This window comes from Pseudomonas sp. Irchel 3H7 (genome assembly GCF_900187605.1).
Classification (GTDB): Bacteria; Pseudomonadota; Gammaproteobacteria; order Pseudomonadales; family Pseudomonadaceae; genus Aquipseudomonas.
Window position 1 is genome coordinate 264,063 of sequence record NZ_FYEA01000012.1, and the last position, 25,439, is coordinate 289,501.

The window sequence follows — 25,439 nt, forward strand, 5'->3', positions numbered from 1 at the left end:
CATGACCGCGCCCTGGCAGCCGTTGCTCGATTGGTGGTTCGGACACGCCGAATCCCCCGACGAGATAGCGGCTGACAAGGGCAAGTTGTGGTTCGGTAAGCGAGACAGCCAAGACCTCGAAGCGCAGACGCGTTTCGGGGTCTTTGTCGATCAGGCCCTGGCCGGCGAATTGACCGAGTGGACGCAACGTCCCGAAGGTTGGCTGGCGCTGGTGCTGTTGCTCGATCAATTGCCGCGAATGATCTTTCGCGACACTCCCAAAGCGTTTTCCGGTGATCTGCGCGCGCAGAAACTCGTTGCCCAAGGCATTGCGGCGGATTTCGATCGGCAGTTGAAACCGATTCAGCGTGTATTCATTTATCTGGTGTTCGAACACTGCGAAAACCTCGCGGTGCAGAATGAGGCGGTTTCCAGATTTATCGAGCTGGTGGCTGAACAGCCGGAGTCGGAGCGGGCGGTGTTTGCGGATAATCTGGATTATGCCGAGCGGCATCAAAAGGTGATTGCGCGGTTTGGCCGGTTTCCGCATCGCAATGCGGTGTTGGGGCGGGAGTCTACGGCTGAAGAGTTGGTGTTTCTTTCTGAGCCTGGGTCAAGGTTTTAAGGGCTTACCCTCACCCTAGCCCTCTCCCAGGGGGAGAGGGGACTGACCGAGGTGGATGTTGGAGGTACATCGACTTGAGAGACCTGAGTCGAACTCAGGTTTTGAAAGGCTTGAAGATCTGCTCCCTTTCCCCCTCGCCCCCCTGGGGGCGGTCCGACGTTTCGGGAGGGCTGGGGTGAGGGGGTAAAGCCCTTGATCTTTAAATCCTGAAACTACCCACCAACTGCTTCAACCGCGCCGCCTGCTGCTCCAGATCCGAACACGCCCGCAACGTTGCCTGCAAGTTCTCCACACCTTCCTGATTCAGCGTGTTGATCTCGTTGATATCGACGTTGATCGACTCGACCACAGCGGTCTGCTCTTCAGTCGCGGTGGCCACCGACTGGTTCATCCCGTCGATCTCACCGATACGCTGAGTCACGCTGCCCAACCGCTCACCGGCCTGGTTGGCGATGCCGACGCTGCTTTCACTCTCGCGCTGGCTCTCGGTCATGATGCTGACCGCCTGGCGCGCGCCGACTTGCAGCTCTTCGATCATCTTCTGCACTTGCTGCGCCGAATCCTGGGTGCGGTGCGCGAGGTTGCGCACTTCGTCGGCAACCACGGCGAAACCACGACCGGCTTCACCGGCACGCGCCGCTTCGATCGCGGCGTTGAGCGCGAGCAGGTTGGTCTGCTGGGAAATACTGGTGATCACTTCGAGAATCTGGCCGATGTTCACCGTGTTGCTGTTCAGGGTTTCGATGTTGCCGCACGAATCGCTGATCTTCGCCGACAGCTGCTGCATGGCGTGGATGGTTTTATCGACAACCTGCTGGCCGTCGACCGCGAGGCTGCGCGCATCGCTGGAGTGCTGCGAGGCGAGGGCGGCGTTCTGGGCGATTTCCTGCGCGGCGGCGCCGAGTTGGTTGATCGCCGCGGCCACGCTGTTGGTGCGCGAGGCTTGCTGATCGGAGTTGTACATCGACGAGTTCGACGCTGCGACCACGCGCAGGGCGACTTCGTTGACCTGGCCGGTGGCCGAGGACACTTCACGAATCGAAGTGTGAATGCGCTCAACAAAACGGTTGAATGAGGTGCCCAGTGCGCCGAACTCATCGTTGCCGTGGATCACCAGACGTTTGGTCAGGTCGCCTTCACCTTCGGCGATGTCGTGCATCGCGCGGCCCATGGTCAGCAGCGGTTGCATCAACACGCGAATGAGCATGCCGAGCAGGGCGATGATGATTACCACGGCAATAACCATGGCGATCAGCGCCGAGGTGCGGAATTCGCTGAGCATGGCGAACGCGGTGTCTTTATCGAGCACCAGCGCCACGTACCAGTCGGCCGACGGCACGCCGTTGACGCGGGTGAAGGAGATCAACTGCGTCTTGCCGTCGAACTCGACTTCTTTCAGGCCCGGGCTGACTTTTGGTGCGCCGTTCGGGTAGGCCTCGGCGAGGGTCTTGAGCACCAGTTTACTGTCCGGGTGGATCAGGATCTTGCCATCGGCACTGACGATGAACGCGTGGCCGTGGCCACCGAAGTTCAGCGAGTTGATGATCGCGCTGACGCTGGTCAGGTCGATGTCGGCACCGGCGACGCCGAGCATCTGGCCTTGGCGCTGCACCGGGGTGGCGACAGTGATTACCAGTTTGCCCGAGGACGCGGCGATGTACGGTTCGGTGACGATGGTCTGTTGCGCGCTGTTGGCGGCTTTGTACCAGCCGCGTGCGCGTGGATCGTAATCCGGCGCGCGATTGCCGGCCGGCACGGAGAACATCACGCCGTCGGCGCCGCCAAAATAGCTGAGCTGGAAATTGCCGGTGTAGGCGGGCAGGTCGATGATGCGTTTCAGGCTGGCGGGGGCGTTGCCGTCGACAGCCACTTGCTGCGACAGCGATTGCAGCAATTGAATGCGGCTTTCCAGCCAGGTCTGGATGTTGCTGGTGGTCAGGCTGCCCAGTTCCTGCATCGAGGCTTCGGTGCTGCTGCCCAAGGCTTCGCGCTGTCGATAGTCGTTGAAGAAAATGAAACAGGCGAACGCAACGGCCACCACGAGGGCGGCAGCCAACAAGATCTTGTGGCTGAATTTCATGTTTCTGGTCATCGAATGAACTACCGCGAAGGGGCTGGTCAAGAAAGGGCGGCAATTTGCCACACTCGGGGGCTTTGCGCTGCTCTTATTTCGACCGCGACGCGCCAAAGATTAGGCGTCTTTGGCGAAAGGCGACGAAATGCTCAATAGCCCTACAAAGTGTCTGATTTATCGGCAAATGCCAGACAGGCGGGCTAATAAATAGCCGTCCGCCCACGGAACCAGATGAGGGTTTTCTCTTCTAAGCTTCTGGTTGGCACCATGCCATCCCCCCTCGTTCCAGGAGTTACACCATGTCGCTGCGATCTATCGCCCTTCTGACGTTTTGCGTGCTGTTGGCCGCATGCAGCAAGGTCAATCAGGAAAACTATTCGAAGCTTTCGGCCGGTATGGCCAAGGCCGAAGTCGAGACTCTGCTCGGCAAGCCCACCGATTGCTCGGGCGCGCTCGGCATGTCCAGTTGCACCTGGGGCGACAAGAACAGCTTTATCAGCGTGCAGTATGCCGGTGACAAAGTGCTGATGTTTTCCGGCCAAGGCCTGAAGTAAACCGGGGCTTCGCGCCCACGGAGAAGAAAAATGAAGCGGTTATTGCTGATCCTTTTTGCCGGCCTGGTACTGGCCGGCTGCGCCACTTCCGGCGTAGACCCGTTGGCGCCGAAAACCGTCAACAGCGTCAATCTCAAGCGTTATCAGGGCACCTGGTATGAGCTGGCGCGCTTGCCGATGTACTTCCAGCGCAATTGCGCGCAGTCCGAAGCCCATTACACCCTCAAACCTGACGGCAATGTCGCGGTGCTCAATCGCTGCCTGACGCCGCAATGGCAGTGGGAAGAGGCCAAGGGCACGGCTTATCCACAGGTGCCGGGCAAGACCGATAAACTCTGGGTCGAATTCGATACCTGGTTCTCACGCCTGATTCCGGGTGTGGCAAAAGGCGAATACTGGGTGTTGTACGTCAGCGATGACTACAAGACCGCCATCGTCGGCGACCCGAGTCGCAAGTACATGTGGTTGCTGTCACGCACGCCGACCGTCAACGGTGTGGTGCGTGAAGAGCTGCTGAGCAAGGCGCGTCAGCAGGGTTATGACACGACGCGACTGATCTGGCGTGCGACTGATCGACAGATGGCCAAGACTTCAAACTAAAGAACACCGCCAACCCCCTGTAGGAGTGAGCCTGCTCGCGATAGCGGTTTGTCAGCCATAAATATGTGACTGATACACCGCTATCGCGAGCAGGCTCACTCCTACATTGGGTTATGTGTGTCAGCCTAAAAGGTCGCGCAGGACTTGGGTGAACGCGCGAGCACTGTCTTCTTCGCCAGCATGCCGGCCATCACGTACAACCCACTGGCCGTTGACCAGCACATCGCGCACCTGCCGATCGCCGCCGGCAAACAACCAGCGATTCAAAATCCCGTCACCCGTGGCCGTCGCCAGATACGGATCGCTGCCATCGAGCACAATCCAGTCCGCACGCTTGCCCACCTCCAGCGCACCAACCGGCTGCCCCATCGCCTGCGCACCACCGTCCAGCGCCGCATCATACAACGTACGTCCAACCATCGGCTGATCCGCGCCATACAAGCGATTACGCCGCTGATCACGCAGGCGCTGGCCGTATTCCAGCCAACGCAATTCCTCGACCACACTGAGCGAGACATGGCTGTCGGAACCGATACCCATGCGCCCACCCTGGGCGAGGAAATCCACCGCCGGGAAAATTCCGTCGCCGAGATTCGCTTCGGTGGTCAGGCACAGCCCGGCGATGGCGCGACTTTTGGCCATCAGCGTGACTTCTTCCGGGTTGGCGTGGGTGGCGTGCACCAGACACCAGCGTTGATCGACTTCGGTATTTTCGTAGAGCCATTGCAGCGGACGCCGACCGCTCCAACTCAAGCAGTCATCGACCTCTTTCTGCTGTTCGGCGATGTGAATGTGCACGGGGCATTGCTTGTCGCTGGCCGCCAAGACTTCGCTGATCTGCTGCGGGGTCACCGCGCGCAACGAGTGGAAGCACAGGCCCAACGACTGCGCCTTTTGCTGCGCCAGTAACGGCTGCAAACGCGATTGCAGATTCAGGTAATTTTCGGTGCTGTTGATGAAGCGGCGCTGGCCGTCATTCGGCGTCTGGCCGCCAAAACCGGAGTGGCTGTAGAGCACCGGCAACAGGGTCAGACCAATGCCGCTTTCGCTTGCGGCCTGACTGATGCGCAACGCCAATTCAGCCGGATCGGCATACGGCTGACCATTGCTGTCGTGGTGCACATAGTGAAATTCAGCGACCGAAGTGTAACCGGCCTTGAGCATTTCGATGTACAGCTGACGGGCAATCACGCCGAGCTGATCCGGGCTGATTTTTCCGACGAGCCGATACATCAGATCGCGCCAGGTCCAGAAACTGTCGTTCGGATTGCCGGCCACTTCAGCCAGACCTGCCATCGCTCGCTGGAAGGCATGGGAGTGCAAATTCGGCATGCCCGGCAGCAGCGGGCCGCTCAGCCGTTCAGCGCCATCTGCGGTGGAATCGGCCTGGATTCGGGTCAGCAAGCCCTCGGCGCTGACCTCAAGACGTACATTGTTGGCCCATCCGTTAGGCAGCAGCGCGCGTTCGGCAAAGAAGGCGGACATGGTTCAGCACCCCATCGTGTGTTATTTGTATATACATATACAGACGTTTGCCTGCCCGGTAAACTCCGGCAAGCTAGCCACTTTCATCCAATGAACAGGGATCAACCGTGCCGACTCCGCCTCCAGTCTCCCCGTTGGCCGCGAACATGGGCGACAGTCCGGCGCCCTTGTACGCCCGCGTCAAACAGATGATCACCCAGCAGATCGACAGCGGAAACTGGCCGCCGCACTACCGCGTGCCGTCCGAGAGCGAGCTGGTCAATCAACTCGGTTTCAGCCGCATGACCATCAACCGTGCCCTGCGCGAGATGACCGCCGACGGTCTGCTGGTGCGCATGCAAGGCGTCGGCACGTTCGTCGCCGAACCGAAGAGCCAGTCCGCGCTGTTCGAAGTGCACAACATCGCCGACGAAATTGCCTCCCGTGGCCATCGCCACACCTGCCAGGTGATCACCCTCGAAGAAGAGGCCGCCGGTTCCGAGCGTGCGCTGGCGCTGGACATGCGCGAAGGGCAGAAGGTCTTCCACTCGCTGATCGTGCATTACGAAAACGACATTCCGGTGCAAATCGAAGACCGTTTCGTCAACGCGCTGGTCGCTCCGGAATACCTCAAACAGGATTTCACTCTGCAAACGCCGTACGCCTATCTGAACCAGGTGGCGCCGCTGACCGAGGGCGAGCACGTGGTTGAAGCGATCCTCGCCGAATCCTCAGAGTGCAAGTTGCTGCAGATTGAAAAGGGTGAGCCGTGCTTGTTGATTCGTCGCCGCACGTGGTCGGGGCGTCAGCCGGTTACCGCTGCACGATTGATTCACCCGGGTTCCCGTCATCGTCTGGAAGGGCGGTTCCATAAATAGAGAGCATAAATGAATGGTTTGAAGGTTTTACGCGCCGAAGGCTACCCGCGCATGCCGTGGAAAAACGGCGGCGGCAGCACTGAAGAAATCACCCGTGACGCGGGTGCCGGGCTGGACGGTTTTGGCTGGCGTCTGTCGATTGCCGACATCGCCGAATCCGGTGGTTTTTCAACATTCGCCGGTTATCAGCGGGTGATCACCGTGTTGCAGGGTGACGGCATGACCTTGTGCGTTGACGGCGACGATACGCGGCCGCTGTTACCGCTCGACCCGTTTGCCTTTAGCGGTGAAAGCCAGGTGTCGTGCACGCTGCTCGGCGGTGCGATTCGCGATTTCAACCTGATCTATACGCCGCAGCGTTACAGCGCGCGGTTGCAGTGGCTGGACGGTGAGCAGCGTTTCTTCAGCTCGGCGGGGACGGTGTTGGTGTTCAGTGTCAGTGAGTTGCTGGAAGTCCGGATCGGTGACAGTGTTTCGCAGTTGGGGCGACATGATTGCCTGCAACTGGACGGCAACAGCGGTCTGGCCGAAGTCTCCACCAATGCGGGTTGCTGCGTCATTGAACTGACTGGACGCTGATTCAGAAATCTTAAAGGATCGCAGCCTTCGGCAGCTCCTACAGGGTGTACATCAAACCCAGTGTAGGAGCTGCCGAAGGCTGCGATCTTTTGCTTTTGGGGTGTTTCCAACCACGCACCAACTTGTTACCGAACGCCCCAGCGTGGCGCAAAACCACGCTCATGTAACAAAGCCCCGCCTCCCTAAATCATCCCCAGGAAAAAATTCATCCACGCCTGAACCCTTGATTCAGGCGCTCTCCAGCCTTGCCGGCGATTTTTCTTGAACGACCCTCCAACAAGTTGGCCGCTTGATTGCATATGCTTGTATGTACAAGTAAAGACGTATGCGTATGAGTCGCTCGAGACTCTCCGCAGCGTCCACTGATTCGCTTGTCGCGCATCGAAGCGCACAGGCTGCTTGCCCACTGCCAGGGTTGGTTTGAATTGATCGCTGAGGAGTCTTTTTCGTGACTGACAATAAGCCTACAAAGTTTCGCAACGTTGAGATCCGCGCCGCCCGCGGCAACAAGCTGACCGCCAAGAGCTGGCTGACCGAAGCGCCGCTGCGCATGCTGATGAACAATCTCGACCCGGAAGTTGCCGAGAACCCGAAAGAGCTGGTGGTCTACGGTGGTATCGGTCGCGCCGCGCGTAACTGGGAGTGCTACGACAAGATCGTCGAGAGCCTCACCAACCTGAATGACGACGAGACCCTGCTGGTGCAATCCGGCAAGCCGGTCGGCGTATTCAAGACCCACGCCAATGCGCCACGCGTGCTGATCGCCAACTCCAACCTCGTCCCGCACTGGGCCAGTTGGGAACACTTCAACGAACTCGACGCCAAAGGCCTGGCCATGTACGGCCAGATGACCGCCGGCAGCTGGATCTACATCGGCAGCCAGGGCATCGTCCAAGGCACCTACGAAACCTTCGTTGAGGCCGGTCGCCAGCACTACAACGACAACCTCACCGGCAAGTGGGTTCTCACCGCTGGCCTCGGTGGCATGGGCGGCGCACAACCTCTGGCGGCAACTTTGGCCGGCGCGTGCTCGCTGAACATCGAATGCCAGCAGGTCAGCATCGATTTCCGTCTGAAAAGCCGTTACGTCGACGAGCAAGCCAAAGACCTCGACGACGCTCTGGCGCGCATCGATAAATACACCAAGGAAGGCAAAGCGATCTCCATCGCCCTGTTGGGTAACGCCGCAGAAATTCTCCCGGAACTGGTAAAGCGCGGCGTGCGCCCGGACATGGTCACCGACCAGACCAGTGCCCACGATCCGCTCAACGGTTACCTGCCTGCCGGCTGGACCTGGGACGAGTACCGCGCCCGCGCCAAGACCGAACCGGCCGCTGTGATCAAAGCCGCCAAGCAGTCGATGGCTGTGCACGTCAAAGCCATGCTGGAATTCCAGAAGCAAGGCATCCCGACCTTCGACTACGGCAACAACATCCGTCAGATGGCACAGGAAGAAGGCGTCGAAAACGCGTTCGATTTCCCGGGCTTCGTACCGGCCTACATCCGTCCGCTGTTTTGCCGTGGCATCGGTCCGTTCCGCTGGGCGGCACTGTCGGGTGATCCGCAAGACATCTACAAAACCGACGCCAAGGTCAAAGAGCTGATCCCGGATGACGCCCACCTGCACAACTGGCTGGACATGGCCCGCGAGCGCATCAGCTTCCAGGGTCTGCCGGCACGTATCTGCTGGGTTGGCCTGGGCCTGCGCGCCAAGCTCGGTCTGGCCTTCAACGAGATGGTTCGCAGCGGCGAGTTGTCGGCGCCAATTGTGATCGGTCGCGACCACCTCGACTCCGGCTCGGTCGCCAGTCCGAACCGTGAAACCGAATCGATGCAGGACGGTTCCGACGCCGTGTCCGACTGGCCATTGCTCAACGCATTGCTCAACACTGCGAGCGGGGCGACCTGGGTTTCCCTGCACCACGGCGGCGGCGTTGGCATGGGCTTCTCGCAGCACTCGGGCATGGTGATTGTCTGCGACGGTACTGACGAAGCGGCCGAGCGCATCGCGCGCGTGCTGCACAACGACCCGGCTACCGGCGTCATGCGCCACGCCGATGCCGGTTACCAGATCGCCATCGACTGCGCCAAGGAACAGGGCCTGAACCTGCCGATGATTACCGGCAAATAAATGCAAAACCCCTGTAGGAGCTGCCGCAGGCTGCGATCTTTTGATGTTGGTTTTTCAAGATCAAAAGATCGCAGCCTGCGGCAGCTCCCACAGAGAATCTAACAATCCACAGAGGTTGAATCATGGCTGTCAACACCGATCGTGCAGGCAACAAACCGTTGATCGAAAGGCGTTCGATCGACTACATCCCGGAAGCGGAAAGACACGGTCGTCTGTTTAGCCAGTTCACCCTGTGGATGGGCGCCAACCTGCAAATCACCGCGATTGTCACCGGGGCCTTGGCCGTGGTGCTCGGCGGTGATGTGTTCTGGTCGTTGATCGGTCTGTTGATCGGTCAATTGCTGGGCGGCGGGGTGATGGCGCTGCATGCCGCGCAAGGCCCGAAGCTGGGCCTGCCGCAGATGATCTCCAGCCGCGTGCAGTTTGGCGTTTACGGCGCGGCGATCCCGATCGTGCTGGTGTGCCTGATGTACCTGGGTTTCACCGCGACGGGCACCGTGCTTTCCGGCCAGGCGCTGGGGCAGTTGTTTAACGTCAGCGACAGTGTCGGCATCCTGATTTTTGCCAGCGTCATCGTGCTGGTGACGGTGCTCGGTTATCGGGTGATCCACTGGATCGGCCGCGTTGCCAGCGTCATTGGCGTGATCGCTTTCGTGTTCCTGTTCTGGCGTTTGATGAGCCAGACCGACGTCGGCGCACTTCTGCAGATCCGTCATTTCAGTTGGAGCAGCTTCCTCCTCGCGGTGTCGCTCGCGGCCTCCTGGCAGATCGCTTTCGGCCCGTACGTGGCTGATTATTCCCGTTACCTGCCGAGCAATACCTCGGCGGTCAAAACATTCTTCGCCGCCGGTGCCGGCTCTGTGGTTGGCGCACAAGTGGCGATGATCCTCGGCGTGTTCGCCGCGGCTTCCTCCAACGGTCAGTTCGCCGGTCACGAAGTCGCCTACATCGTCGGCCTGGGCGGCACCGGTGCCACCGCGGCGCTGCTGTACTTCAGCATCGCGTTCGGCAAGGTGACCATCTCGACGCTGAACTCCTACGGCAGCTTCATGTGCATCGCGACCATCATCAGTGGTTTCAAAGGCCATCTGACGGTGACCCGGATGCAGCGGCTGGTGTTTGTGCTGGTGATCGTCGGCGCCGCTACTCTGATCGCGCTGCTCGGTCAGCACTCGTTCCTCGGTGCGTTCAAGTCTTTCATCCTGTTCCTGCTCGCCTTCTTCACCCCGTGGAGCGCGATCAACCTGGTCGACTACTACTGCATCACCCGTGAGCGCTACGACGTGCCGGCGCTGGCCGACCCGAATGGCCGCTACGGTCGCTGGAACCTGCTCGGCATCAGCGTCTATGTGTTCGGTGTGCTGGTGCAGTTGCCGTTCATCTCCACCAAGTTCTATACCGGTCCGCTGGTGGCCGCCCTCGGTGACGTCGATATCTCCTGGATCATCGGCCTGGTGCTGCCGGCCGTCGTCTACTACGTGTGTGCAAAAAAATGGCACAGCGCGGTGCCCGATCAACTGATTCTGCCGGTCGAGCAGAACAGCGTTGTACAACCTAAAACAAGCGGGGCCGGTCGTGCTGCGGCGCAGGCCTGATTTGGACGTGGACAGGGCTGGATGCCTCTTGACTGCCGTAAGCCAATTCATGATTAGGAGCGTCACAACAATGAAATCGAACAAGACCCTGCTGACCACATTGCTGTCCATGGGCCTGCTGGCCAGTGCCGGTGCGACCCAGGCCGTGGGCTGGTGCGAATCGGGCAAACCGGTGAAGTTCGCCGGGTTGAACTGGGAAAGCGGCATGCTGCTGACCGACGTCCTGCAAGTGGTGCTGGAGAAAGGTTACGACTGCAAGACCGACAGCCTGCCGGGTAACTCCATCACCATGGAAAACGCCCTGAGCAGCAACGATATTCAAGTGTTCGCCGAAGAATGGGTCGGCCGCAGCGAGGTCTGGAACAAGGCCGAGAAGGCCGGCAAGGTCGTCGGCGTCGGCGCTCCGGTAGTGGGCGCGGTGGAAGGCTGGTACGTGCCGCGCTATGTGATCGAAGGCGACGCCAAGCGCAAGCTTGAGCCGAAAGCTCCAGACCTGAAAAACATCGCTGACCTGGGCAAATACGCCGCCGTGTTCAAGGACGCTGAAGAGCCGTCCAAGGGCCGTTTCTACAACTGCCCGGCCGGCTGGACCTGCGAACTCGACAACAGCGAAATGCTGAAAAGCTACGGCCTCGAAAGCAGTTACACCAACTTCCGCCCGGGCACCGGTCCTGCGCTGGATGCAGCAGTGTTGTCGAGCTACAAGCGTGGCGAGCCGATCCTGTTTTACTACTGGTCGCCAACCCCGCTGATGGGCCAGGTGGATCTGGTCAAACTCGAAGAAAAACCGGGCGTCGACAAGACCGTGAGCATCAAGGTCGGTCTGTCGAAAACCTTCCACGACGAGGCCCCGGAACTGGTCGCCGTGCTGGAAAAGGTCAACCTGCCGATCGATCTGCTGAACCAGAACCTGGGCCGCATGGCCAAGGAACGTATCGAGTCGCCAAAACTGGCGAAAATCTTCCTCAAGGAACATCCTGAAGTCTGGCATGCGTGGGTCAGTGCAGACGCTGCCAAGAAAATCGACGCGGCGCTGTAGGTCGATACCTCCCGGTCAACCGTGAGGCTGGCCGGGGGATATGCCGTAAACGCTTGATTGAGATTTCTGATTGAGAGCCGCTTATGTTTCCCGAAAGCTTTACCTTTTCCATCGCCGACTGGGTCAACGGTTGGGTCGATTCGCTGGTCACCAACTACGGTGATGTGTTCCGCCACATCTCCGACACCCTGCTCTGGGCCATCGTCAACCTCGAAGGCTTGCTGCGCGCAGCGCCGTGGTGGTTGATGCTGGCGATCGTTGGTGTGGTTGCCTGGCATGCCACGCGTAAAGTCGTGACCACAGCAGTCATCGTCGGTCTGCTGTTCCTCGTCGGCGCCGTTGGCTTGTGGGACAAGCTCATGCAGACCCTGGCGTTGATGATGGTCGCGACGATCATTTCGGTGCTGATCGGCATTCCGCTGGGGATTCTCTCGGCGCGCAGCAATCGCTTGCGTTCGGTGCTGATGCCGCTGCTCGACATCATGCAAACCATGCCGAGTTTCGTGTACCTGATCCCGGTGCTGATGCTGTTCGGTCTGGGCAAGGTCCCGGCGATTTTCGCCACGGTGATCTACGCCGCGCCGCCGCTGATTCGCCTGACTGATCTGGGCATTCGCCAGGTCGACGGCGAAGTGATGGAAGCGATCAATGCGTTCGGCGCCAACCGCTGGCAGCAACTGTTCGGCGTGCAACTGCCGCTGGCCCTGCCAAGCATCATGGCCGGGATCAACCAGACCACCATGATGGCCCTGTCGATGGTGGTGATCGCCTCGATGATCGGTGCCCGTGGTCTGGGTGAAGATGTGCTGGTGGGGATTCAGACCCTCAACGTCGGACGTGGCCTCGAGGCCGGTCTGGCGATCGTGATTCTCGCAGTGGTCATCGACCGCATTACTCAGGCGTACGGTCGGCCACGGCATGAGGTGAGCAAATGAGCAACGCAACCGTGAGCAAGATCGAAGTCAAAAACGTCTTCAAGATTTTCGGCAACCGCGCCAAGGATGCGCTGGCCATGGTCGGTCAGGGCAAGACCAAGGATCAGGTGCTGAGTGAAACCGGTTGCGTGGTCGGCGTTAACGACCTGTCGCTGAGCATCGGCACTGGCGAGATCTTTGTGATCATGGGCCTGTCCGGTTCCGGAAAATCGACACTGGTGCGCCACTTCAACCGGTTGATCGACCCGACCAGCGGCGCGATCCTCGTCGACGGCGTCGACATCCTGCAATACGACATGGATGCCCTGCGCGAATTTCGCCGGCACAAGATCAGCATGGTGTTCCAGAGCTTCGGCCTGTTGCCGCACAAGACTGTGCTCGACAACGTCGCCTACGGTCTGAAAGTCCGTGGCGAGAGCAAGCAAATGTGCTCGGAACGCGCGCTGCACTGGATCAACACCGTCGGCCTCAAAGGCTACGAAAACAAATACCCGCACCAGCTCTCCGGCGGCATGCGCCAGCGTGTCGGCCTGGCGCGCGCCTTGGCGGCGGACACCGACATCATCCTCATGGACGAAGCGTTCAGTGCGCTGGATCCGCTGATCCGCGCCGAGATGCAGGACCAGTTGCTGGAGCTGCAAAAGACCCTGCACAAGACCATCGTCTTCATCACCCATGACCTCGACGAGGCGGTGCGTATCGGCAACCGCATTGCGATTCTCAAGGATGGTCGCCTGATTCAGGTCGGTACGCCGCGCGAGATTCTGCATTCGCCGGCGGATGAGTATGTTGACCGGTTCGTGCAGCGGCGGGCGGCGGTGGTTTGATCTGAATTATGCAGTGCACTGACTGGCCCTATCGCTGGCAAGCCAGCTCCCACAGGGGTTGTGTGAACAATGAGGGCTCGCAGGCCCAGTTCCTACAGAGATTGTGTGAACACTGGAGATCCTGTGGGAGCTGGCTTGCCAGCGATGAGGCCGGTAAAGCTGCATCAATATTACGGTTGAGGTTTTAGATGTTCCAGGCTGAAAAAATCGTTATCACCGGCGCCCCTCTGCGCTGGCAGGACTTGGTCGCCGTTGCCCGTCATGGCGCGCTTCTGGAGCTGTCCAGCGACACCTGGGCGCGCATCGAAAACGCCCAAGGCATCGTCCAGCGCATCGTCGCAAGCGGCGAGCGCGCCTATGGCGTCAACACCGGCCTGGGCGGTTTGTCCAACGTCTCGCTGCAGGACGAACAACTCAGCCAGCTCTCGCGCAACACCTTGCTCAGCCACGCCTGTGGCGTCGGCCCGGTGCTTGCCGACGAGCAGACTCGCGCGATCATCTGCGCGGCGATCCACAACTACAGCCACGGCAAATCCGGCCTGCATCGCCGGGTCGTCGAAGCCCTGCTGGCGCTGCTCAATCGCGGCATCACCCCGCAAGTGCCGTCGCAAGGTTCGGTGGGCTACCTGACGCACATGGCGCACATCGGCATCGCGTTGCTCGGCGTCGGCAATGTCAGCTATCGCGGGCAGATCACCTCGGCGCAACAAGCGCTGGCCGAAGAGGGGTTACAACCGGTTCAGCTCGGCGCAAAAGACGGTTTGTGCCTGGTCAACGGCACGCCGTGCATGACCGGCCTCAGCTGTCTGGCGATTGCCGACGCGACGCGTCTGGTGCAATGGGCCGACGTCATCGGCGCGATGAGTTTTGAAGCCCAGCGCGGCCAGATCGATGCGTTCGACGCTGAAATCATCGCGCTGAAACCGCATCCGGGCATGCAGCAGGTTGGCGTCAATCTGCGCGCCTTGCTCGATGGCAGCGAAGTGATTGCGTCGAGCAAAGGCATTCGCACTCAGGATGCGCTGAGCATCCGTTCGATCCCGCAAGTTCACGGCGCCGCGCGCGATCAGCTCGATCATGCAATCAAGCAGGTCGAGGCCGAACTCAACGGCTGCACTGATAACCCATTGTTGCTAGGCACGCCGGACAACTTCCGGGTGATGTCGCAAGCCAACCCGCACGGGCAGTCGGTGGCGATGGCGGCGGATCTGCTGGCGATTGCCATGGCAGAAATCGGCTCGATTGCCGAACGTCGTCTGGATCGTCTGGTGAATCCGCACGTTAGCGGTCTGCCGGCATTTCTGGTGGCCAATCCGGGGGTGAACTCCGGGATGATGATCGTCCAGTACGTCGCTGCGTCACTGTGTGCGGAAAACCGCCAATTGGCGCAACCGGCGGTGCTCGACAACTACATCACTTCGGGCCTGCAGGAAGACCATTTGAGCATGGGCACCAACGCTGCGCTCAAGCTGCATCGTGCGCTGGAAAACTGCACGCAGATTCTCGCCATCGAATATCTGCTGGCGGCGCAGGCCTTTGAATTTCTCAAGGAACAGCGCTTCGGCGCGGGCACTGACCGCGCGTGGCGACTGCTGCGCGAAACGGTCCCGGCCTACGATCAGGATCGCTGGCTGGCGCCGGATATCGCCGCCGCCGCGAGCGTGTTGAAAGCCCCGAATGTGCTGGGCAACGTTTTACCGAATTTGCACTGAAAAATACCCACGCCAGCGTGCCAAGGCGCGACTCCCCAAAAGGCGAGACGCGACGGACAACGGACATCTCCGGAGCGTCTGGCGAGTTAATAACAAACTCTCAAAAGGAGCACAAAATGACTGCGCTGAACCTGATTCCCGGCCAACTGAGCCTGGCCCAACTGCGTGACGTCTACCAGAACCCGGTCAAGCTGACGCTCGACAACAGCGCCTCGGCGCAGATCGAAGCCAGCGTCGCTTGCGTCGAGCAGATCCTCGCCGAGAACCGCACCGCCTACGGCATCAACACCGGTTTCGGCCTGCTGGCCTCGACGCGCATCGCCAGCGAGGACCTGGAAAACCTCCAGCGTTCGCTGGTGCTGTCCCATGCCGCCGGTGTTGGCCAGCCGATCAGTGATGAGCTGGTGCGGCTGATCATGGTGCTTAAGGTCAACAGCCTCAGCCGTGGTTTCTCCGGTATTCGCCGCGTGGTGATCGATGCGCTGATCGCGCTGATCAATGCCGAGGTTTATCCGCATATTCCGCTGAAAGGTTCGGTGGGCGCTTCGGGCGATCTGGCACCGTTGGCGCACATGTCGCTAGTGCTGCTGGGCGAGGGCAAGGCGCGCTACAAGGGTGAGTGGATGGAAGCCACCGAAGCGCTGAAAGTGGCTGGCCTGACGCCGCTGACGCTGGCGGCGAAAGAAGGTCTGGCGCTGCTTAACGGTACTCAGGTTTCCACGGCGTTCGCGCTGCGTGGTCTGTTTGAAGGTGAAGATTTGTTCGCGGGCGCGCTGGCGCTGGGTGGTCTGACGGTTGAAGCGGTATTGGGTTCGCGTTCGCCGTTCGACGTGCGTATCCATGCGGCTCGTGGCCAGAAAGGTCAGATCGATGCTGCCGCTGCGTACCGTGATCTGCTCGGCGAGCGCAGCGAAGTCTCCGACTCGCACCAGAACTGCGAGAAGGTGCAGGATCCGTACTCGCTGCGCTGCCAGCCACAAGTCATGGGCGCCTGCCTGACCCAGTTCCGTCAGGCCGCTGAAGTACTGGCGGTCGAAGCCAACGCCGTATCGGATAACCCGCTGGTCTTCGCCGCTGAAGGCGATGTGATTTCCGGCGGCAACTTCCACGCCGAACCGGTGGCCATGGCTGCTGACAACATGGCCCTGGCCATCGCCGAGATCGGCTCGCTGAGCGAACGCCGCATCTCGCTGATGATGGACAAGCACATGTCGCAGCTGCCGCCGTTCCTCGTCGCCAATGGCGGCGTGAATTCCGGTTTCATGATCGCTCAGGTGACAGCAGCGGCGCTGGCCAGCGAGAACAAGGCCTTGTCGCATCCGCATTCGGTGGACAGTCTGCCGACCTCGGCTAACCAGGAAGACCACGTATCGATGGCCCCGGCGGCTGGCAAGCGGCTGTGGGAAATGGCTGAAAACACCCGCGGGATTCTCGCGGTGGAATGGCTCGCGGCGGTGCAAGGACTGGACCTGCGTAACGGTCTGAAGACCTCGGCGAAGCTGGAGCAGGCCCGGGCGATTCTGCGTAAGGAAGTGCCGTTCTATGAGAAAGATCGGTTCTTTGCGCCGGATATCAATGCGGCGACTGAATTGTTGGCTTCGCGGTGCCTGACCGAGCTGATTCCAGCGAAACTTTTGCCTAGTTTGTAAGTGTTTTTTCAGGGAGAGCTTTGTTGTTACTGACATCGATCCCCCTCACCCCAGCCCTCTCCCCCAAGGGGGAGAGGGGGAAGGGAGCCGATCTTCGTGGTTTTCAAAGCCTGAGTTCGGCTCAAGATTTCCAGGTCGATGTACCTCGACAGAGCAACCCGGTCAGTCCTGCTTCTTCCTGGCGAGAGCAGGGAGCCGATCTTCATGGTTTTCAGAACCTGAGTTCGGCTCAAGACTTTCAGGTCGGTGTACCTCGACAGAACAACCCGGTCAGTCCCCTCTCCCTCCGGGAGAGGGCTAGGGTGAGGGGCTTTTCAGAGGCTACCCACCAAACCAAACACAACGGAGGCCAACAGTGAAAACCCTCTGGCAACACTGCCACGTCGCAACCATGGCGCAGGGCGTCTACTCGATCATCGAGGATGCGGCCATCGTGACGTCCGGTGCGCTCATCGAGTGGATCGGCCCGCGTAATCAACTGCCATCCGGCGAATACCCGGCGGTCAATGACCTGCAAGGCGCGTGGGTCACGCCCGGCCTGATCGACTGCCACACCCACACGGTGTTCGGCGGCAACCGCAGCGGCGAATTCGAAAAGCGCCTGCAAGGTGTCAGCTACGCCGAAATCGCGGCTTCCGGCGGAGGCATCGCCAGCACCGTGCGCGCGACTCGCGAGGCCACTGAAGACGAGCTGTTCGCCAGCGCCGCCAAGCGCCTGAAAAGCCTTATGCGTGACGGCGTGACCACGGTTGAAATGAAGTCCGGTTACGGCCTCGATCTGGTCAACGAACGCAAAATCCTTCGTGTCATCCGTCGCCTGGAAAAAGAGCTGCCGATCAGCGTACGCAGCACCTGCCTGGCCGCCCACGCGTTGCCACCGGAATACAAAGATCGTGCCGACGACTACATCGATCTGATCTGCAGCGAGATGCTGCCCGCTCTGGCTGCCGAAGGACTGGTCGATGCCGTGGATGCGTTCTGCGAATACCTGGCGTTCTCGCCAGAGCAAGTCGAGCGCGTGTTCATCGCCGCGCAAAAACTCGGTCTGCCGGTGAAACTGCACGCCGAACAATTGTCGTCGCTGCATGGCTCCAGCCTCGCCGCGCGTTACAAGGCGTTGTCCGCCGATCACCTGGAATTCATGGACGAAGCCGACGCCATCGCCATGGCCGAGTCCGACACCGTCGCGGTGCTGCTGCCGGGCGCGTTCTACTTCCTGCGTGAAACCCAATTGCCGCCAATGGACGCCCTGCGCAAGCACAAGGTGAAAATCGCCATCGCCAGCGACCTCAACCCCGGCACTTCGCCCGCGCTGTCGTTGCGGCTGATGCTGAACATGGCCTGCACCTGCTTCCGCATGACTCCGGAGGAAGCCCTGGCCGGTGCGACGATTCATGCCGCGCAAGCGCTGGGCATGGCCGACACCCACGGTTCGCTGGAAGTCGGCAAGGTCGCGGATTTCGTTGCCTGGCACATTGATCGTCCGGCGGATCTGGCCTATTGGCTCGGCGGTGATCTGGACAAACGCGTCGTGCGTCACGGCGTCGAATCAAATCTGTAGGAGGGCGGTTGTGGATAAGGTTCTGAACTTCAAACAAGGACGCGTGCCGCTGCTGATCAGCATGCCTCACGCCGGTGTGCGCCTGACCCCAGCGGTGGAAGCCGGGTTGATCGCCGATGCGAAAAGCCTGCCTGACACTGACTGGCACATCCCGCAGCTTTACGATTTTGCTGAAGAACTCGGCGCCAGTACGTTGGCTGCCGAGTACTCGCGATTTGTCATCGATTTGAACCGGCCGTCCGACGACAAACCGTTGTATGCGGGCGCTACCACCGGGCTCTACCCGGCGACGCTGTTCGACGGCATTCCGTTGTTCCGCGAAGGCCACGAGCCGTCGAAAGAAGAACGCGCGACTTATCTGGAGCAGATCTGGACGCCGTATCACCGTACGCTTCAGGAAGAGCTGGCACGGCTGAAGGCCGAATTCGGTTACGCGCTGCTGTTCGACGCGCACTCGATCCGCTCAATCATCCCGCACCTGTTCGACGGCAAACTACCGGACTTCAACCTCGGCACCTTCAATGGCGCCAGTTGTGATCCGCAATTGGCCGCGCAACTGGAAGCGATCTGCGCTGGTCATAGCAACTACAGTCATGTTCTGAACGGACGCTTCAAGGGCGGCCACATCACCCGTCATTACGGCAACCCGGCCGAGAACATCCACGCGGTGCAACTGGAGTTGTGCCAGAGCACCTACATGGAAGAGTTCGAACCGTTCCGCTATCGCCCTGACCTCGCCGAGCCAACGCGGGTGGTACTAAAGGAATTGCTGCAGGGCTATCTGGCCTGGGGCGAAAAACACTACCGCGGCTGACTCACCCCTGTAGGAGCTGCCGAAGGCTGCGATCTTGATCGTTCCCACGCAGAGCGTGAGAACGATCAGGCCCCGGAGCATGCTCATTGACGTAAATCGGGTTTATGATGCCCAACGGCAGAATAATAGAAGTCCCCCCAGGGATGACCTCGACCCCTTACGGAGCGCGCAATGCAGACTTTGTTTCCGCAGATCAAACCTCACGCCCGGCACGATCTGGCTGTCGATGACACCCATACGCTGTACGTCGACGAAAGCGGTTCACCGGAGGGTTTGCCGGTTGTGTTCATTCATGGCGGCCCCGGCGCCGGTTGCGACGCGCAGAGCCGTCGCTATTTCGATCCGAACCTGTATCGCATTGTAACCTTCGACCAGCGCGGTTGCGGGCGCTCCACGCCGCACGCCAGCCTGGAAAACAACACCACCTGGGATCTGGTTGCCGACCTTGAGCGCATCCGCAAACACCTGGGCATCGACAAATGGGTGCTGTTCGGCGGCTCGTGGGGCTCGACCCTGGCGCTGGCCTATGCGCAAACCCACCCTGAGCGTGTTCACGGTCTGATCCTGCGTGGGATCTTTCTCTGCCGTCCGCAGGAAATCGAGTGGTTCTATCAGGCCGGTGCCAGTCGTCTGTTCCCCGATTATTGGCAGGATTACATTGCGCCAATCCCGCTGGACGAGCGCGACGATCTGCTTAGCGCATTCCACAAGCGCCTGACCGGCAACGACCAGATCGCCCAGATGCACGCGGCCAAGGCTTGGTCGACGTGGGAAGGGCGCACCGCGACCCTGCGGCCGAACCCGCTGGTGGTCGATCGCTTCTCCGAGCCGCAGCGCGCGCTGTCGATTGCGCGGATCGAATGCCATTACTTCACCAACAACGCCTTCCTTGAGCCGAACCAGCTGATTCGCGACATGGGCAAGATCGCCCATCTGCCCGGCGTGATCATTCACGGTCGCTATGACGTGATCTGCCCGCTCGACAACGCCTGGGAACTGCATCAAGCCTGGCCGAACAGCGAACTGCAGGTGATCCGTGATGCCGGCCACGCCGCATCCGAACCGGGCATCACCGATGCACTGGTGCGCGCCGCGGGCAATATGGCTCGGCGCCTGCTCGACCTGCCGCCCGAAGAAGCATGAAGGGGCTTTTACAGCGGGTACGCGGTGCGCGGGTTGAAGTCGCGGGTGAGGTAGTCGGGGCGGTCGATCACGGTTTGCTGGTGCTGGTGGCGGTCGAACCCGACGACACGCGTACCAGCGCCGACAAACTTCTGCATAAGCTGCTTAACTATCGGGTATTCAGTGATGCGGAGGGCAAGATGAACTTGTCCCTCGCCGATGTCGGTGGCGGGTTGCTGCTGGTCTCGCAGTTCACCCTTGCGGCCGACACCAAAAGCGGGTTGCGCCCGAGCTTTTCGACAGCCGCGCCACCGGCGTTGGGCGAGGAATTGTTCGACTATCTATTAAGCAGTGCGAAACAGGTGCATGGCACTGTGGCATCAGGTAGATTCGGCGCCGATATGCAGGTGCATTTGGTCAACGATGGCCCGGTTACCTTTTTGTTACAGACCTGAAAGCGCTTGAAACACCTTTTTGGGAAATTTCGACCGTTTTTAGGGTGTTTTCGCGATAAATACTTTGTTACCCCTGATGCGTTGTCATGCGGGCTACTAGATAATCGCGCGCACTGGGATCAGCGTTCGCTGATCCATTTTCACTTAGGTAGAGACTTGTCCGGATCCGATTGGGGAATCATTTTGCCCCAGCGGAGTCGGAACAATGCTCGCCAACCTGGCATATAGATAGCTGGCCGTTGGTTTTTTGATCTGTTTTCGGCGAGGGTTGCTCGTGATTGTTAGTCCCTGTAATGCAGCAAAAATGTCTGCCAAACGCATGCGAAGTGCCCTGGTAGCGGGTTCGGCGCTCCTGTGCCTGCTCAGCGCCGGCCAGCTTTGGGCGTTCAATCTTGACGATGTATCGGCGAAGGCGAAAGAACTGGCCGGGCAGAAGTTCGAAGCCCCGCGCAGCAATCTGCCGAACGAATTCCGCGACATGAAGTTCGCGGACTATCAGAAAATCCGCTTCCTCACCGAAAAGGCTGAGTGGGCTGATCAGAAAACCCCGTTCAAACTGTCCTTCTATCACCAAGGTATGCACTTCGATACACCGGTGAAAATCAACGAAATCACAGCGAACACCGTCGAAGAGATCAAATACGATCCGACGCGCTTCGATTTCGGCGACCTGAAATTCGATCCGAAAGCCACCGAACAACTGGGTTATGCCGGTTTCCGTGTGCTGTACCCGATCAACAAGGCTGACAAGCAAGACGAAATCATGACCATGCTCGGCGCGAGTTACTTCCGCGTTGTCGGCAAGGGCCACACCTACGGCCTCTCGGCGCGTGGTCTGGCGATTGATACCGCGCTGCCGTCGGGTGAGGAATTCCCGCGTTTCCGCGAGTTCTGGATTCAACAGCCGAAGCCGGGCGACAAGCATCTGGTGATCTTCGCCCTGCTGGATTCGCCGCGTGCCACCGGTGCCTACCGTCTGATCCTGCGTCCGGGCAGCGACACCATTGTCGACGTCAAAGCGCAGATGTTCCTGCGTGACAAGGTCGGCAAACTGGGCATCGCGCCACTGACCAGCATGTTCCTGTTCGGCGCCAACCAGCCGTCGAAAGTCCTCAACTACCGTCGTGAACTGCACGACTCCAGCGGTCTGTCGATCCATGCCGGTAACGGCGAGTGGATCTGGCGTCCACTGAACAACCCGAAACACCTGGCCGTGAGCAACTTCAGCATAGAGAACCCGCGTGGTTTCGGTCTGCTGCAACGTGGCCGCGACTTCAGCCACTACGAAGACCTCGACGACCGCTACGACAAGCGCCCAAGCGCCTGGATCGAGCCGAAGGGCGAGTGGGGCAAGGGCACCGTTGATCTGGTAGAAATTCCGACCGCCGACGAAACCAACGACAACATCGTTGCGTTCTGGAGCCCGGAAAAAATGCCGGAGCCGGGTCAGCCGCTGGAATTCGCCTACCGCATGCACTGGACCATGGACGAAGCGGCGATTCATGCGCCGGACAGCGCCTGGGTTTCGCAGACTCTGCGTTCGACCGGTGACGTCAAGCAATCGAACCTGATCCGTCAGCCGGATGGCAGCGTTGCCTACTTGGTCGACTTCGAAGGTCCATCGCTGGCCGCGCTGACCCCGGATGCCGACGTGCGCAGTCAGGTCAGTGTTGGTGACAACGCCGAGCTGGTTGAAAACAGCGTGCGCTACAACCCGGAAACCAAAGGCTGGCGCTTGACCCTGCGCATGAAGATCAAGGACGCGAGCAAGTCGACCGAGATGCGTGCCGCCCTGGTTCAGCCAGTCGTGACTGCTGATCTGGCGAAATCGGTGCCGGCGTCCAACTCGTCCGTTGCCAAGGCCGACAAGGTTGCCGCCAAGCAACAAGAGAAACTCGACAAGGAAGCCAAGGCCGCCGAGGCCAAACAGGCCGACGCCAAGCCAGCTGCAGATGCCAAGGACAAGGCCAACAAAGACGCCAAGCAGCCTGTTGCTGCCGACGCGGCCCCAGCCACACCGGAATCGGCACCGACTGAAGAAGTCCTGACCGAGACCTGGAGCTATCAGTTGCCTGCCGATGAGTAACTCTCAAGTACAGCCAGAGACTCTTTCCGAGTATCTGGCGCATCTGCCGATGACCGACGAGCAGCGCGCGGAACTCGCGGGCTGCCAGTCGTTCAGCGAGTTGCATGAACGCCTGTCGTCCTCGACGTTCGACGCCCCTGCCGAAGCCGCCCAGGCTTCGGTGGGCAAGCGCCTGACCCTGAGCACCGCCGAAGAACTTGAAGACGCGGAGATGCTGGTGCTCGACGCCAGCGGTCGCGTCAGCATGAAGGCGACGCCGCCGATCCGTCGGACCAAGGTCGTGCCGGAGCCGTGGCGCACCAATATTCTGGTGCGTGGCTGGCGCCGTATGACCGGTCGTACCAACCCGCCGCAGCCGCCGAAGGACGAAAACGTCTTGCCGGCCGCGCGCTGGCGCACCGTCGGCTCGATCCGCCGCTACATTCTGTTGCTGCTGATGCTCGGTCAGACCATCGTCGCCGGCTGGTACATGAAAGGCATCATGCCGTACCAGGGCTGGTCGTTCGTCGATCTGGAAGAAGTCCTGCATCAACCGCTGCTGCAAACCGCCACGCAAGTGCTGCCGTATGCGCTGCAAACCAGCATTCTGATTCTGTTCGGGATTCTGTTCTGCTGGGTGTCGGCTGGTTTCTGGACGGCGCTGATGGGCTTCCTCGAGTTGCTCACCGGTCACGATAAATACCGTATCTCGGGCAAAAGCGCCGGCAACGAGCCGATTGCCAAAGACGCGCGTACCGCGCTGGTGATGCCGATCTGCAACGAAGACGTACCGCGTGTATTCGCCGGTTTGCGAGCAACGTTCGAATCGGTTGCTGCCACTGGTGATCTGGACCGCTTTGACTTCTTCGTGCTCAGCGACAGTAATGACACAGACATCTGCGTCGCCGAACAACAGGCCTGGCTGGATGTCTGCCGCGAAGCCAAAGGTTTCGGCAAGATCTTCTACCGTCGCCGTCGCCGTCGTGTGAAGCGCAAGAGCGGCAACCTCGACGACTTCTGCCGTCGTTGGGGCGGTGACTACAAGTACATGGTCGTGCTCGACGCTGATTCGGTCATGAGCGGTGAGTGCCTGACCAGTCTGGTGCGCTTGATGGAAGCCACGCCGGACGCCGGGATCATCCAGACCGCGCCGCGTGCGTCGGGCATGGACACTCTCTATGCGCGTATGCAGCAGTTTGCGACCCGCGTGTACGGCCCGCTGTTTACCGCCGGTCTGCACTTCTGGCAGTTGGGTGAATCCCACTACTGGGGTCACAACGCGATCATCCGCATGAAGCCGTTTATCGACCACTGCGCCTTGGCGCCGTTGCCGGGTAAAGGCGCGTTCTCGGGTGCGATTCTGTCCCACGACTTCGTTGAAGCCGCGTTGATGCGCCGTGCCGGTTGGGGCGTGTGGATTGCCTACGACTTGCCGGGCAGCTACGAAGAACTGCCGCCGAACCTGCTCGACGAACTCAAGCGTGACCGTCGCTGGTGCCACGGCAACCTGATGAACTTCCGTCTGTTCCTGGTCAAAGGCATGCACCCGGTGCACCGCGCGGTGTTCCTCACCGGCGTGATGTCGTACCTGTCGGCGCCGTTGTGGTTCTTCTTCCTGGTGTTATCGACCGCGCTGCTGGCGGTGAACACGCTGATGGAGCCGCAGTACTTCCTCGAACCGCGCCAACTCTATCCGCTGTGGCCACAATGGCACCCGGACAAGGCGATCGCGCTGTTCTCGACGACCATCGTGCTGCTGTTCCTGCCGAAACTGTTGAGCATCATCCTGATCTGGGCCAAGGGCGCGAAAGAGTTCGGCGGCAAGTTCAAGGTGACCCTGTCGATGCTGCTGGAGATGCTGTTCTCCATGCTGCTGGCGCCGGTGCGGATGATTTTCCACACGCGTTTCGTCCTCGCCGCGTTCCTCGGCTGGGCCGCGACCTGGAACTCGCCGCAGCGTGACGACGACTCGACGCCTTGGAGCGAAGCGGTCAAACGCCACGGTCCTCAGACCCTGTTGGGCTTCTGCTGGGCGCTGCTGGTGATCTGGCTGAACCCGAGCTTCCTCTGGTGGCTGGTGCCGATCGTCGGTTCGCTGATGCTGTCGATCCCGGTGTCGGTGATTTCCAGCCGCGTTGGTCTGGGCCTGAAGTCCCGTGACGAGAGCCTGTTCCTCATTCCTGAGGAATACAATCCGCCACAGGCGCTGCTGGCGACCGACCAGTACACCCACGAAAACCGTTACCACGCCCTCAACGACGGCTTTGTCCGCGCGGTGGTCGATCCGCAGCAGAACGCTTTGGCGTGTTCGCTGGCGACCTCGCGTCACGGTCAGGCCGAGCCGATCGAATGGCTGCGTCAGGAGCGTGTGCGTCACGCGATCAAGGTTGGCCCGGCCGGGCTGAATAATCATGATCGCTTGCAACTGCTGAGCGACCCTGTTGCCTTGGCGCGTTTGCATGAGCAGGTCTGGGCCGAAGGTCACGCTGAGTGGCTGGATGCATGGCGGGCTTCGGTGAAAGCCGATCCCCATGCGCCGTTGCTGCCGCTGCGACCGGTGAGTATGCAGGCGCAACCGGCCTGATGAGAAAACCCCGCTGATTCAGCGGGGTTTTTTTATGGCGCCGAAAAGCCCCTCACCCTAGCCCTCTCCCTGTATGTACCGGAGACATGGTGGACAGGTGTTCGGAGACATGGTGGACACATTTTAATAGACACATTGCTCATCGCGAAGGAGATGGCCTGTGTCTTGGGAAGAGGTGTCCACCGTGCAGCTTCGTT

At 60.2% G+C, this 25,439-nt stretch carries 20 protein-coding genes and 1 pseudogene; 18 read left to right on the plus strand and 3 right to left on the minus strand.

All coding sequences use genetic code 11. The features are described from left to right. Position 1 precedes the first annotated feature (1 nt). The gene (locus CKW38_RS23255) at positions 2 to 604 is read left to right on the plus strand and encodes a DUF924 family protein (protein WP_095113971.1); all 603 of its coding nucleotides are present in this window, start codon (positions 2 to 4) and stop codon (positions 602 to 604) included. A gap of 199 nt (positions 605 to 803) precedes the next feature. Here the strand turns inward: CKW38_RS23255 and CKW38_RS30705 are convergent, their stop codons facing one another. Next, positions 804 to 1,568 (minus strand): methyl-accepting chemotaxis protein, encoded by a 765-nt coding sequence (locus CKW38_RS30705; protein ID WP_371260421.1) that lies wholly within the window; start codon positions 1,566 to 1,568, stop codon positions 804 to 806. A 93-nt stretch (positions 1,569 to 1,661) separates the two neighbouring features. After that, positions 1,662 to 2,696 (minus strand): annotated as a pseudogene (locus CKW38_RS30710) (cache domain-containing protein); the annotation flags it as partial. A 281-nt stretch (positions 2,697 to 2,977) separates the two neighbouring features. Between CKW38_RS30710 and CKW38_RS23265 the strand changes: the two are divergent. Together CKW38_RS23265 and CKW38_RS23270 are read left to right on the plus strand one after the other, a co-directional pair. Next, on the plus strand, positions 2,978 to 3,232 hold the full coding sequence (locus CKW38_RS23265; protein WP_003220802.1) for a hypothetical protein: 255 nt from the start codon (positions 2,978 to 2,980) through the stop codon (positions 3,230 to 3,232). Positions 3,233 to 3,262: 30 nt separating this feature from the next. Then, positions 3,263 to 3,832: a lipocalin family protein gene (locus CKW38_RS23270; protein WP_095113972.1), complete on the plus strand. Its 570-nt coding sequence runs from the start codon at positions 3,263 to 3,265 to the stop codon at positions 3,830 to 3,832. 120 nt (positions 3,833 to 3,952) lie between these two features. Here CKW38_RS23270 and CKW38_RS23275 read toward each other — a convergent pair whose 3' ends face one another. Next, positions 3,953 to 5,317 (minus strand): formimidoylglutamate deiminase, encoded by a 1,365-nt coding sequence (locus CKW38_RS23275; RefSeq protein ID WP_095113973.1) that lies wholly within the window; start codon positions 5,315 to 5,317, stop codon positions 3,953 to 3,955. A 146-nt stretch (positions 5,318 to 5,463) separates the two neighbouring features. On the opposite strand from CKW38_RS23275, the gene hutC reads away from it, so the two are divergent. The 15 genes from hutC (at position 5,464) to mdoH (ending at position 25,242) form a co-directional block, all read left to right on the plus strand. Beyond that, positions 5,464 to 6,174, plus strand: coding sequence for a histidine utilization repressor (gene hutC, locus CKW38_RS23280; RefSeq protein WP_162130175.1), 711 nt, complete (start codon positions 5,464 to 5,466; stop codon positions 6,172 to 6,174). A 9-nt stretch (positions 6,175 to 6,183) separates the two neighbouring features. After that, positions 6,184 to 6,753, plus strand: coding sequence for a HutD family protein (locus CKW38_RS23285; RefSeq protein WP_095113974.1), 570 nt, complete (start codon positions 6,184 to 6,186; stop codon positions 6,751 to 6,753). Between the two features lie 448 nt (positions 6,754 to 7,201). Continuing rightward, positions 7,202 to 8,884: a urocanate hydratase gene (gene hutU, locus CKW38_RS23290; RefSeq protein WP_095113975.1), complete on the plus strand. Its 1,683-nt coding sequence runs from the start codon at positions 7,202 to 7,204 to the stop codon at positions 8,882 to 8,884. 122 nt (positions 8,885 to 9,006) lie between these two features. Then, on the plus strand, positions 9,007 to 10,479 hold the full coding sequence (locus CKW38_RS23295; RefSeq protein WP_095113976.1) for a cytosine permease: 1,473 nt from the start codon (positions 9,007 to 9,009) through the stop codon (positions 10,477 to 10,479). Between the two features lie 70 nt (positions 10,480 to 10,549). Then, complete coding sequence (locus tag CKW38_RS23300; RefSeq protein ID WP_095113977.1) at positions 10,550 to 11,518, plus strand: ABC transporter substrate-binding protein; 969 nt, start codon at positions 10,550 to 10,552, stop codon at positions 11,516 to 11,518. Between the two features lie 83 nt (positions 11,519 to 11,601). Next, positions 11,602 to 12,453 (plus strand): proline/glycine betaine ABC transporter permease, encoded by an 852-nt coding sequence (locus CKW38_RS23305; RefSeq protein WP_007949591.1) that lies wholly within the window; start codon positions 11,602 to 11,604, stop codon positions 12,451 to 12,453. After that, complete coding sequence (locus tag CKW38_RS23310) at positions 12,450 to 13,280, plus strand: glycine betaine/L-proline ABC transporter ATP-binding protein (protein ID WP_007909304.1); 831 nt, start codon at positions 12,450 to 12,452, stop codon at positions 13,278 to 13,280. The genes CKW38_RS23305 and CKW38_RS23310 overlap by 4 nt, the downstream gene beginning before the upstream one ends. 188 nt (positions 13,281 to 13,468) lie before the next feature. Continuing rightward, on the plus strand, positions 13,469 to 14,992 hold the full coding sequence (gene hutH / locus CKW38_RS23315; protein ID WP_095113978.1) for a histidine ammonia-lyase: 1,524 nt from the start codon (positions 13,469 to 13,471) through the stop codon (positions 14,990 to 14,992). Between the two features lie 116 nt (positions 14,993 to 15,108). Beyond that, the gene (hutH, locus tag CKW38_RS23320) at positions 15,109 to 16,641 is read left to right on the plus strand and encodes a histidine ammonia-lyase (protein ID WP_095113979.1); all 1,533 of its coding nucleotides are present in this window, start codon (positions 15,109 to 15,111) and stop codon (positions 16,639 to 16,641) included. Positions 16,642 to 16,996: 355 nt separating this feature from the next. Continuing rightward, positions 16,997 to 18,202: an imidazolonepropionase gene (gene hutI / locus CKW38_RS23325; RefSeq protein WP_095113980.1), complete on the plus strand. Its 1,206-nt coding sequence runs from the start codon at positions 16,997 to 16,999 to the stop codon at positions 18,200 to 18,202. Positions 18,203 to 18,212: 10 nt separating this feature from the next. Beyond that, positions 18,213 to 19,016, plus strand: a complete 804-nt coding sequence (gene hutG / locus CKW38_RS23330) for an N-formylglutamate deformylase (RefSeq protein ID WP_095113981.1) — start codon at positions 18,213 to 18,215, stop codon at positions 19,014 to 19,016. Positions 19,017 to 19,187: 171 nt separating this feature from the next. Next, positions 19,188 to 20,159 carry a prolyl aminopeptidase gene (pip, locus tag CKW38_RS23335; protein WP_008080611.1) on the plus strand — a complete coding sequence of 324 codons (972 nt, stop codon included), beginning with the start codon at positions 19,188 to 19,190 and terminating at the stop codon, positions 20,157 to 20,159. After that, the gene (gene dtd / locus CKW38_RS23340; protein ID WP_007909321.1) at positions 20,156 to 20,593 is read left to right on the plus strand and encodes a D-aminoacyl-tRNA deacylase; all 438 of its coding nucleotides are present in this window, start codon (positions 20,156 to 20,158) and stop codon (positions 20,591 to 20,593) included. The genes pip and dtd overlap by 4 nt, the downstream gene beginning before the upstream one ends. Before the next feature lie 274 nt (positions 20,594 to 20,867). Next, the gene (locus CKW38_RS23345; RefSeq protein WP_095113982.1) at positions 20,868 to 22,679 is read left to right on the plus strand and encodes a glucan biosynthesis protein G; all 1,812 of its coding nucleotides are present in this window, start codon (positions 20,868 to 20,870) and stop codon (positions 22,677 to 22,679) included. Continuing rightward, positions 22,672 to 25,242 carry a glucans biosynthesis glucosyltransferase MdoH gene (mdoH, locus tag CKW38_RS23350; protein ID WP_095113983.1) on the plus strand — a complete coding sequence of 857 codons (2,571 nt, stop codon included), beginning with the start codon at positions 22,672 to 22,674 and terminating at the stop codon, positions 25,240 to 25,242. Before CKW38_RS23345 ends, mdoH begins: the two co-directional genes overlap by 8 nt. The last annotated feature ends 197 nt before the right edge of the window (positions 25,243 to 25,439 follow it).